At 74.6% G+C, this 9,360-nt stretch carries 9 protein-coding genes and 1 pseudogene; 5 read left to right on the top strand and 5 right to left on the bottom strand.

Annotated elements, in window-relative coordinates; translation table 11 throughout:
- A pseudogene (locus tag ABD332_RS55455) lies at positions 1 to 349 on the top strand (cupin); the annotation flags it as partial.
- A 55-nt stretch (positions 350 to 404) separates the two neighbouring features.
- Here the strand turns inward: ABD332_RS55455 and ABD332_RS55450 are convergent.
- Positions 405 to 578, bottom strand: a complete 174-nt coding sequence (locus ABD332_RS55450) for a CsbD family protein (protein WP_344514446.1) — start codon at positions 576 to 578, stop codon at positions 405 to 407.
- Positions 579 to 723: 145 nt separating this feature from the next.
- Between ABD332_RS55450 and ABD332_RS55445 the strand changes: the two genes are divergently transcribed.
- From ABD332_RS55445 to ABD332_RS55430, 4 genes are all read left to right on the top strand, one after another.
- On the top strand, positions 724 to 2,310 hold the full coding sequence (locus tag ABD332_RS55445; RefSeq protein ID WP_344514444.1) for a methyl-accepting chemotaxis protein: 1,587 nt from the start codon (positions 724 to 726) through the stop codon (positions 2,308 to 2,310).
- A gap of 81 nt (positions 2,311 to 2,391) precedes the next feature.
- Entirely contained in the window at positions 2,392 to 2,724 is a 333-nt protein-coding gene (locus tag ABD332_RS55440) for a YciI family protein (protein ID WP_344514442.1), read from the top strand.
- The gene (locus ABD332_RS55435) at positions 2,717 to 3,958 is read left to right on the top strand and encodes an RNA polymerase sigma factor (protein ID WP_344514440.1); all 1,242 of its coding nucleotides are present in this window, start codon (positions 2,717 to 2,719) and stop codon (positions 3,956 to 3,958) included. The genes ABD332_RS55440 and ABD332_RS55435 overlap by 8 nt, the downstream gene beginning before the upstream one ends.
- A 5-nt stretch (positions 3,959 to 3,963) precedes the next feature.
- Positions 3,964 to 5,145, top strand: a complete 1,182-nt coding sequence (locus ABD332_RS55430) for an amidohydrolase family protein (RefSeq protein ID WP_344514439.1) — start codon at positions 3,964 to 3,966, stop codon at positions 5,143 to 5,145.
- Positions 5,146 to 5,167: 22 nt separating this feature from the next.
- On the opposite strand, the gene ABD332_RS55425 is transcribed toward ABD332_RS55430, so the two are convergent.
- The 4 genes from ABD332_RS55425 to ABD332_RS55410 form a co-directional block, all read right to left on the bottom strand.
- On the bottom strand, positions 5,168 to 5,806 hold the full coding sequence (locus tag ABD332_RS55425; protein WP_344514437.1) for a response regulator transcription factor: 639 nt from the start codon (positions 5,804 to 5,806) through the stop codon (positions 5,168 to 5,170).
- Positions 5,803 to 7,215, bottom strand: coding sequence for a sensor histidine kinase (locus tag ABD332_RS55420; protein ID WP_344514435.1), 1,413 nt, complete (start codon positions 7,213 to 7,215; stop codon positions 5,803 to 5,805). Before ABD332_RS55420 ends, ABD332_RS55425 begins: the two co-directional genes overlap by 4 nt.
- Positions 7,216 to 7,225: 10 nt before the next feature.
- Positions 7,226 to 7,792: a hypothetical protein gene (locus tag ABD332_RS55415; RefSeq protein ID WP_344514434.1), complete on the bottom strand. Its 567-nt coding sequence runs from the start codon at positions 7,790 to 7,792 to the stop codon at positions 7,226 to 7,228.
- Positions 7,793 to 7,925: 133 nt separating this feature from the next.
- The gene (locus ABD332_RS55410) at positions 7,926 to 9,302 is read right to left on the bottom strand and encodes a CBM96 family carbohydrate-binding protein (RefSeq protein WP_344514432.1); all 1,377 of its coding nucleotides are present in this window, start codon (positions 9,300 to 9,302) and stop codon (positions 7,926 to 7,928) included.
- Positions 9,303 to 9,360: the final 58 nt, after the last annotated feature.

Below are 9,360 nucleotides of genomic sequence, written 5' to 3'. Positions count from 1 at the left end.
CCCCGACGACGTCGCCGACCGGTGGCGCCGCGGCCGCGGAGCGGGGGCCCGGCCGGCGCCGCTGCGGCCGGTCGCGCAGGCGGCGGCGCTCGCGCGGCTGGCCGCGGGCGACCGGGTCCGGCTGCGGCCCGGCCTGCGGATCCAGGTCACGGAGCCGGACCCGGGGCACGTCGCGATCGCGGCACCGGACCGGACGGTCACGATGCCGGCGGTCTGCGTGGCGGCGGTCCGGGCACTGCTCGACGGCCGGGCGCACGCGATCGCGGACCTGCCCGGCCTGTCGACGGACGACGGCGTCGTCCTCGCCCGCCGGCTGCTGACCGAGACGATCCTGGTCCTGGACCTGTAGCCGGACATGTGAAAGGCCTGCGTCCCGGCGGGACGCAGGCCTTATTTCACCGCGCTCAGTCCTTGAACGCGTCCTTGACCTTCTCACCGGCCTGCTTGAGGCTGCCCGAGGCCTTGTCGACCTTGCCCTCGGCCTCGAGCCGCTCGTTGCCGGTGGCCTTGCCCGCGCCTTCCTTGACCTTGCCGGCGGTCTCTTCCGCCTGGTTGTCGATCTTGTCGCTCAGTCCCATGGCGAACCCCAATCACAGAAGGTCGGTCCGGTGCCGCTGCCGGCACCCACCAGTAGTGGTGCCCCTGGTGCAGCGGGCGAAACGGTGCGGGGAGTCACCTCAGGTGCACCTGACCGCAACCGATCTGAACCTCGAGGTGATGGAGATGACGCGCTGGCTCGCGAACCGGGCGGTCCGCACCAAGGTGCTGCTCGTGGTGGCGATCCTGGGCGTCGTCGCGGTCGCCGGCGCGGCCCTCGCGTCGGTGCGGCTGCACGAGCTCAAGACGGAGGCGGAGGCGCTGTACGTCCGCGGGCTGCTGCCGGTCGCCGGGCTCAGCGAGGCCCGCAACGACATCTCGACCGTGCGCGTCGCCGCGCTCAACCACGCGCTCAGCACCGACCCGGCGAAGAAGGCGACGTACGAGCAGGAGGTCGCCTCGGCCGCCACCGGCTTCGCCGCGGACCTGGCCACATACCGCGGGACGACCGGCACGCCGGCCCGCGCCGACGAGATCGCGGCGGCGTTCGCCGGCTACCACGACGCGGTCACGACGCAGTTGTTCGCGGCCAGCAGGGCGGGGAACCTCGCCGAGATCGAACGGATCCGCGACGACGTCACCGCCCCGCTCGCCTCGAAGGTGTTCGACCTGGTGCAGCGGACGGGGGAGGCGGAGCGCGTCGCCGCGGAGCACCGCCGGGACCGGGTCCGCGACGCGTACGACAACGCGCAGCGCTGGACGTGGGCGCTGCTCGTCGCGGGGCTCGCCCTGGCGGTCCTGTTCGCGCTGATGGTCGCCGGTCAGCTGGTCCGGGCCGTGTCGCAGGTCGGGCACGTCGTCGCCGGGATCGCCGTCGGGGACCTCACCCGGACCGCGGACGTCGCCGGCGCCGACGAGCTCGGCGCGATGGCGGGCGCCCTGAACACCGCCACCGGACAGCTGCGCGAGTCGGTGCTCGCCGTCGGCGCGAGCAGCGCGTCGCTCGCCGGGGCGGCGCAGGAGCTGTCGGCGGTGAGCAACCAGATCGCCGTCAGCGCGGCGGACGGCAGCACCCAGGCCGCCGTCGTGTCACGGTCGGCCGGGGAGGTGTCCAGCAGCGTCCAGACGGTCGCCGCCGGCACCGAGGAGATGGGTGCCGCCATCGCCGAGATCGCCCGCAGCGCCGCCGACGCCGCCCGGGTCGCCGGCGGCGGCGTGGTGACCGCGCAGCAGGCGTCGGAGACGATCCGCAAGCTCGGCCACTCCAGCGGCGAGATCACCACCGTCCTGAAGGCGATCACCGCGATCGCCGAGCAGACGAACCTCCTGGCGTTGAACGCGACGATCGAGGCGGCGCGGGCCGGCGACGCCGGCAAGGGCTTCGCCGTCGTCGCCGGTGAGGTGAAGGACCTGGCGCAGGAGACCGCCAAGGCGACCAGCGACATCTCCGCCCGCATCGACGCGATCCAGCAGGACGCGGCCGCCGCCGTCGCCGCCGTCACCCAGATCGCGGCCGTCATCGACGAGACCAACCAGTACGCCACGACGATCGCCGCCGCCGTCGAGCAGCAGAGCGCCACCACCAACGAGATGACCCGCAACGTCGCCGAGGCCGCGTCCGGCGCCAACGAGATCGCCAGCAACATCAGCGGCGTCGCGCAGGCGAGCCAGGTCACCAACGACGGCGTCACGCAGACCCGCACGTCGGCCGACGACCTCGCCCGCATGTCGGCGGAGCTGCAGCAGGTCGTGTCCCGCTTCCAGCTCGCGTAATTTTTTCCGCGCATGCTGTCCGGTCGGCGGGGTCCCGCTCGTCAACATGGTGAGATCCCGTCGAACGAAGGGCCCGTCACCATGAAGTACATGATGTTCGTCTGCACCGACACCGAGCCCGACACCGACCCGGCGCCCGAGCCGGACATCGTCGCCTGGGTCGCCGGGCACGACGGCGCCGGGCGGCGGGTGACGGGCCACCAGCTGGCCGCGACGTCCGCCGCGACGACCGTCCGGGTCCGCAACGGTGAGCTGCTCGTCTCCGACGGCCCGTTCACCGAGACCAAGGAGGTCATCGTCGGGTTCGACATCCTGGAGTGCGCCGACCTGGACGAGGCGATCGAGGTCGCCCGGGCCCACCCGATGGCGCGGGCCGGGCGGCTGGAGCTGCGGCCGTTCGCGACCTTTGCATAACCCGCCGGCTGACGGCGATCCGGTCGCGGCGGCGGCCGTCGACGCCTATCCGAGGATCGTCGCCACGCTGATCCGGGTCACCGGCGACTGGGCCCTGGCCGAGGACTGCGCGCAGGACGCCCTCGCCGCGGCCCTGGAGCGGTGGCCGCGCGACGGCGTGCCGGACAACCCGGGCGGGTGGCTGATGACGGTCGCCCGCAACCGGGCCGTGGACGTGCTGCGCCGCGCCGCCGTGGAACGCCGGAAGGTGCAGGAGATCGCTGTGCTGACCCCTGCCGAGGAAGCGGTCCCGGGCGAGCTCGACGACCGGCTGCGGCTCATCTTCACCTGCTGCCATCCGGCGCTGCCGCTCGAGGCGCGGGTGGCGCTGACGCTGCGCACCATCTGCGCGGTGCCGACCGCCGACATCGCCCGGGCGTTCCTCGTCACCGAGTCCGCGATGACCCGGCGGCTCACCAGGGCCAAGTCGAAGATCGCGGCGGCCGGCATCCCGTTCCGGGTGCCGGCCGGCCGGGCGCTCACCGAACGCCTTCCCGGCGTCCTGGCCGTGCTGTACCTGCTGTTCACGCAGGGCTACAACGCCGACGGCGAACCCGCGTTCGCGGACGAGGCGATCCGCCTGGCGCGGCTCGTCGAGCGGCTCATGCCGGGCCAGCCGGAGGTGCCGGCGCTGCTGGCACTGTTCCTGTTCCAGCACTCGCGGCGCGCCGCCCGCCGCGGCGCGGACGGCGAGCTGCTCACCCTCGACCGGCAGGACCGCGGCCGCTGGGACCACGCCGCGATCGCCGAGGCTGTCGAGGTCCTGCGGCGGGTGACGGCCGACGGCCCGTACGCGCTGCAGGCCCGCATCGCCGCCTGCCACGCCACCGCCCCTTCGCCGGACCTGACCGACTGGGCGCGGATCGCCGCGTGCTACGACCGGCTCGCCGCCGCGCAGCCGTCACCGGTGATCGAGCTCAACCGGGCCGTCGCGCACGGCTACGCGTACGGGCCGCGGGAAGGCCTGGCGCTGCTCGCCGCGGTCCGCGCGCTCGACGGGCACCCGCACGCCCTGGCGGTGGAGGCCGACCTCACCGGGCGGCTCGGCGAGCACGCGCGCGCCGCGGAGCTGTTCCGGCGGGCCGCCGCGGCGGCGCACAGCGACGAGGAGCGCCGCGCCCTCTCGGCCCGCGCGGCTGAGTGGCACCTCCGTGGTAGCACTGATGCGCCGGACGGCGGTGCGGGCGCATCCTGAGCGCCGTGACCATCGTCCTGCGCGCGGCGCGGCTGTTCGACGGCGCCGCCGGCTCCCTGACCCCCGACCCGGTCGTGATCGTCGACGGCGGCCGGATCACCGCCGCCGGCACCGGCGCGCCCGTGCCCGCCGGGGCGGCCGTCGTCGACCTCGGCGACGCGACGATCCTGCCCGGGCTCGTCGACACCCACGTGCACCTGGCGTTCGACGCGTCCACCGACCCGGTCGGCGCCCTCGCGGGCCGCGACGCGGCGGCGGCGCTCGCCGCGATGACCGCCGCCGCCCGGCACGCCACCCGCGGCGGCGTGACCACGGTCCGCGACCTCGGCGACCGCGGCTACCTCGCCCTCGCGCTGCGCGACGCGGTGGCGGGCGACCCGACGCTGCCGACGATCGTCGCCGCCGGGCCGCCGATCACCACACCCGGCGGGCACTGCCACTTCCTCGGCGGTGCCACCGCTGCCGGTGCCGCCCGGGTCCGGGCCGCGGTCCGCGAGCGCGCCGAACGCGGCGCCGACATCGTCAAGATCATGGCGAGCGGCGGCAACCTCACGCCGGGCACCCTGCCGGAGCGGTCACAGTTCGGCGTCGCCGAGCTGCGAGCCGCGGTCGACGAGGCGCACCGGCTCGGGCTGCCCGTCACCGCGCACGCGCACGGCACCCAGGCGATCACCGACGCCCTCGCGGCCGGGGTCGACGGGCTGGAGCACGTGTCGTTCATGACCGCGGACAGCGTCGACCCGGTCCCCGACGCGGTGCTCGCCGCCATCGTGGCGCGGGGGGTGGCGCTCGGCATCACGATCGGCGTCAGGCCGGTCCCGGGCTTCAGCCCGCCGCCGGCGGTCCTGTCCCGCCTGCCGCTGCTGCATGCCGGGAGTCGCCGCATGTACGAGGCGGGCGCCGTCATCACCGCCGGCACCGACGCGGGCATCGCCCCGATCAAACCGCCGGACGTCGTGCGGTGGGCGGTCGCGCAGCTCGCCGGGATCGGCATGACGCCGGTCGACGCGCTCCGCGCGGTCACGTCGGTCGCCGCGGCGGTGTGCGGGCTCGGCGACCGGAAGGGCCGCGTCGCGCCCGGTTTCGACGCCGACCTCCTGATCGTCGCCGGCGACCCGCTGCGCGACCCCGCCGCCCTGCACGACATCCGCGCCGTCTACGTCCGCGGCGTGCCCGTCAGCCACTGAAGGCGGGACCGCGGCGGTGTGCTCATTCAGCGAGGAGGCCGTGCTCGCGGGCGTAGAGGGCGGCCTGGGTACGGTCGCGCAGGCCGAGCCGGGTCAGCACCCGCGACACGTGGTTCTTCACCGTGCCCTCGCTGACGAACAGGGCCCGGCCGATCTCGCGGTTCGTCGCGCCCGTCGCGACCAGGCGCAGGATCTCCACCTCCCGGGCCGTGAGCGCGCCGCCCGCCGGGGCCGGCGGGTCCGGGGTCGCGGCGGCGAGCCGGGCGGCGACCCCGGCGGCGAGCGGCGCCACCCCGGCGTGCGTGAGGCGGACCGCCGCGGCCAGGTCGGCGGCGGCCAGGTCCTTGAGCAGGTAGCCGCCGGCGCCGGCCCGAAGTGCCCGCGTCACGTACTCGTCGTCGTCGAACGTCGTGAGCATCACGACCCGGCAGCCCGGGAGCCGCTCGCACAGCTCCCGGGTGGCCTCGACACCGTCCATGACCGGCATGCGGACGTCCATCAGCACCACGTCCGGCGCGGCGTCGAGGGCCTTCGCGACCGCCTCGGCGCCGTCGGCGGCGGTGCCGACGACGTCGATCCCCGGCTGGATGCCCAGCAGCGACGCGATGCCGTCGCGGACCAGCTGCTGGTCGTCGACGACGAGGACCCGGACGGCCGTCATGCCGCCGGCACCGTCACGGTGAGGGTGACCCCGGGCCCGCCGCCGGCGCGCTTCGTGGCCGCGCCGCCGCCGCTGTACGTGGTGGCCACGCCGCCGTTGCCGTGCCCGGTTGTCGTGGTGCCGCCGTCGCCGCCGTCGCCGTGCTCGGTGGCCGTGGGGCCGTCCTCGCCGCTGCGGCCGTTGTCCGTGTCTCCGCCGGCGCGGCCGGTGCCCGTGTCTCCGCCGCTGCGGCCGGTGGCCGCGCTGCTGTTGCGGTGCTCGGTGGCCGCGGGGCCGCCGTCGCCGCTGCGGTGGGTCGCCGCGTCTGCGGTGGCGCGGCCGGTGTCCGTGCCTCCGCCGGTGCCTGCGACTTCGCCGGTGTCCGCGTCTCGGCTGGTGTGGCCGGTGGTGACGGCGACGCTGCCGCCGACCGCGGCCAGCCGCTCCCGCATGCCCCGCAGCCCGAAGCCCTCGGCCGCGCCGGCCGCGAAGCCGTGCCCGTCGTCGGCGACGACCAGCCGCGCCGTGCCGCCGCCGAACGTCGCCCGGACCGTGACCCGGCCGGCGCCCGCGTGCCGGCGGGCGTTCGTCACGCCTTCCTGCGCCGCCCGGAACACCGCGATCCGCGCCGCCAGCGGCAGGTCCGGCTCGTCGCCGAGGACCGCCACGTCCACCCCTTCGCCGGCGAGGTCGGCCAGCGCGCCGGTCAGCGAGAACGGCGCCGACAACGCCCGTACCGCGCCGCGCACCTCGTGCAGGGCGCGTGCCGCCGAGTCGCGCGCCGCCCGTACCGACTGATCGGCCGCCACCGGATCCCGCTCCCGGAACGCCGCCGCCTTCTCCAGCTGGATGCTGACCGCGGTCAGGTGGTGTCCGAGGCTGTCGTGCAGGTCCCGGGCGACCCGTCCGCGCTCCGCCGCCGCGGACAGCTCCGCGACCTCGTCGAGCGCCAGCCGCAGCCTCGCCCGCGAGTCGGACTCGCCGACCGCGGCCGCCGCCATCGCGACCGCCAGGCACATGCCGACGGCCAGCATCAGCACGTCCCTGACGCGTTCGCCGTCGGTGTACCAGTGGGGGTCGGCGACGCTCAGCCACCCGACGGGCACCGCCACGCCCGCCGCCGCGAGCGTGACCGCGACCTTCCTTCCGTAGGCGAAGTACGCGGCGAACGGCACCAGCAGGAACAGTAGGTTGGACAGCCCGTCGCCGTCGAGCGCCGCGACCAGCACGAACATCGCGGTCCTGGCGGTCAGGAACACCGCCGCCGGCGCCGCGACGCGGCGCTCGACCAGCTCCAGGCCGGCGAGCGCCCCGATCGCGGCGACGAGCGCGGCGGCCTGCGCGACGCCGCCGGCCCTGACCTGATGGTGCAGACCGGCGGCGAGGACCGCGCCGTACACGACGAACGGCAGCCACGGCGGGCGCATCATGCGATTCAGGCTACTGTCCGCCGGAGGCCGGCAGCACGGACAGTGCCAGCCATCCGATCGACGCCGCGGCCAGCACGTGTACCAGGCTCGTCGCCGGCGTGTCCGGCAGCGGCGCGAGGGCCGCGAGCAGCGTCAGTGACACGCCGTAACCCGCCGCGGGCAGCCTCGGGAAACCGCCGGAGCGCAGCATCGAGACGCTGAAGAGGATCGTGCCGGCGACGAACACCACGGCACTGATCAGCAGCGCCGTGCCGAACGGTCCGTCCCGCAGCGTGTCCACAGTGGACTCGTCGAGGTGGAACAGGACCAGGTTGAGCGCGAACGCGACGCCGGTGAACAGCCCGAGCCCGAGCACGTTCACCGCGTAGGCGGCCGCCCCGAACCTGCCGGCGGTGGCGCGATGGTGCAGGTAGAGGGCGGTGACGGCGGGCGCGGAGAGCGCGGTGCCGAGCCCGAGGACGAAGCTCGTCGCCGACGTCTCGCCGGTGAACGCCTCCACCGCGCCCGGCACGCCGATCGACAGCCCGAGCAGGACGCCGCTGGCGGCGCCGAACCGTTGCAACCACGTGAGATCCATGCCGTGGACCGTATTGTCGCGGGCGGCACGCGGGGGAGTGCCGGACGGCCAAGGTTCCGGCTGCCGTTCGTCATGTGCCGGGCCGCCGGGGCGCACGGAACACGTGCACCCCGGCGGACGGTGGAGCGTGCGGTCAGTGGCAGGAACCGGTGCCGCTGTCGCTGTAGGACTGGCCGGCGACGGGGACGAACTGCCAGTCGTACGTGTTGGCGTGGAGCGTGAACTTGAGGACGCCGTAGGCGGAGCTGTTACGGGCCTCGCTGTTGGGCTGGATGGTGCCGAAGGCGTAGTGGCTGGCGCCACCCATGCCGGCGACCCAGGTGCGCAGGCCGCGGGCGTTGTCCAGGGCACCGCTCGGGTTCATCGGGGCGAAGCGCTCGTAGACGTGGTTGTGGCCCCACAGCACGACGTCGGCGTTGTAGTCGTACAGCGCCTGGTAGAGCGGGCGCGTCGAGGTCGACGGGGCGTGGTTGGAGCTGGACGTGAAGAGCGGGTGGTGCCAGTACGCCAGGGTGCACGGCTTGCTGCTGGCCGCGAGGTCCGAGCGCAGCCACTGCTCCTGCGCCGAGCCCGCGGACATGCTGATGTTCGAGTTCAGCGACACGATGTGCCAGTTGCCGAGGTCGAACGAGTAGTAGCCACGGCCGGACGGGCCGGCGACGGAGCCGAAGTAGCTGTAGTACGCCGAGGCGCCCGACGTGACGTAGTCGTGGTTGCCGGGGGAGGGCCGGGTGCGGGCCTTGAACCGGCCCCACGTCGGCTCGTAGTACGAGTTGAACTCGCTCGCCGTGCCGCTGTCGTACACGTTGTCGCCCAGCGTGTAGACGGTGCCCGGGATGTTGTCGATCAGCGCCGCGGTGGCGCTGTCGCCCGAGCCGGAGTTGGCGATGTCGCCGGCGCCCACGAACACGGGGTCGCCCGAGGGCGGCGTGGTCGTGCCGGTGGTGATGACCAGCTGTGGGGCGTCGGCGCCGCTCTCGCGCGAGTCGTAGTAGGCGCCGTCGGAGTTGCTGGAGCTGCCGCCGATGCTGAACGTGCCGTTGCCGGTCACCAGCGCCTTGACGTCGACCTCGTACCAGCCGTCCTTGGTGACGGCACCGATGGTGCCCAGGGTGGCGCCGTCGATCGCGGGCTGGTTGTTCCAGGTCGTGCCCGTCTCGGACCACGTCGTGTTGCTCATGGCCTTGAACGTGCCGCCGGCGGGGCTGCCGTCGTTGCCGCTGATGGTGCGCAGGCGCAGCTTGGCGGCGGTGACCGTGCCGCTGACGCCCGACACCGTGAACCGCAGGAAGACGCGGCGCACCGGCGAGTTGTCCACGACGATCTGCGTCGCCGTGCCGTAGTTGGTGGACGCGGTGTCGCTCTGGACGTACGTGTCGGCGACGGGCGTGAACGTGGCCGTGGCGGCCGACGCGGGAGTCGCGGCGGCCACGACGACGGTGGCGGTGGCGGCGACCAGCGCCGCGACCGTCGCCATCGTCACCTGTGGGCGGGTGAGACGGATGCCCATCCAGAAACCCTTCTCTGGGCGTGTGCAGAAGCGCAAGGAACATAGGGACGCCGATGGG

It is taken from the genome of Dactylosporangium maewongense (genome assembly GCF_039531485.1).
In the GTDB taxonomy this organism is placed as follows: domain Bacteria; phylum Actinomycetota; class Actinomycetes; order Mycobacteriales; family Micromonosporaceae; genus Dactylosporangium; species Dactylosporangium maewongense.
The sequence above is the reverse complement of the archived record's forward strand: the minus strand, read 5'-3'. Positions and strand labels throughout refer to the sequence as shown.

What these genes read in the sequence shown, in the direction of transcription:
- ABD332_RS55450 (WP_344514446.1), bottom strand. Translation starts at nt 578, where the DNA reads ATGGGACTGAGCGACAAGATCGACAACCAGGCGGAAGAGACCGCCGGC.
- ABD332_RS55445 (WP_344514444.1), top strand. Translation starts at nt 724, where the DNA reads ATGACGCGCTGGCTCGCGAACCGGGCGGTCCGCACCAAGGTGCTGCTC.
- ABD332_RS55440 (WP_344514442.1), top strand. Translation starts at nt 2,392, where the DNA reads ATGAAGTACATGATGTTCGTCTGCACCGACACCGAGCCCGACACCGAC.
- ABD332_RS55425 (WP_344514437.1), bottom strand. Translation starts at nt 5,806, where the DNA reads ATGACGGCCGTCCGGGTCCTCGTCGTCGACGACCAGCAGCTGGTCCGC.
- ABD332_RS55420 (WP_344514435.1), bottom strand. Translation starts at nt 7,215, where the DNA reads ATGATGCGCCCGCCGTGGCTGCCGTTCGTCGTGTACGGCGCGGTCCTC.
- ABD332_RS55415 (WP_344514434.1), bottom strand. Translation starts at nt 7,792, where the DNA reads ATGGATCTCACGTGGTTGCAACGGTTCGGCGCCGCCAGCGGCGTCCTG.
- ABD332_RS55410 (WP_344514432.1), bottom strand. Translation starts at nt 9,302, where the DNA reads ATGGGCATCCGTCTCACCCGCCCACAGGTGACGATGGCGACGGTCGCG.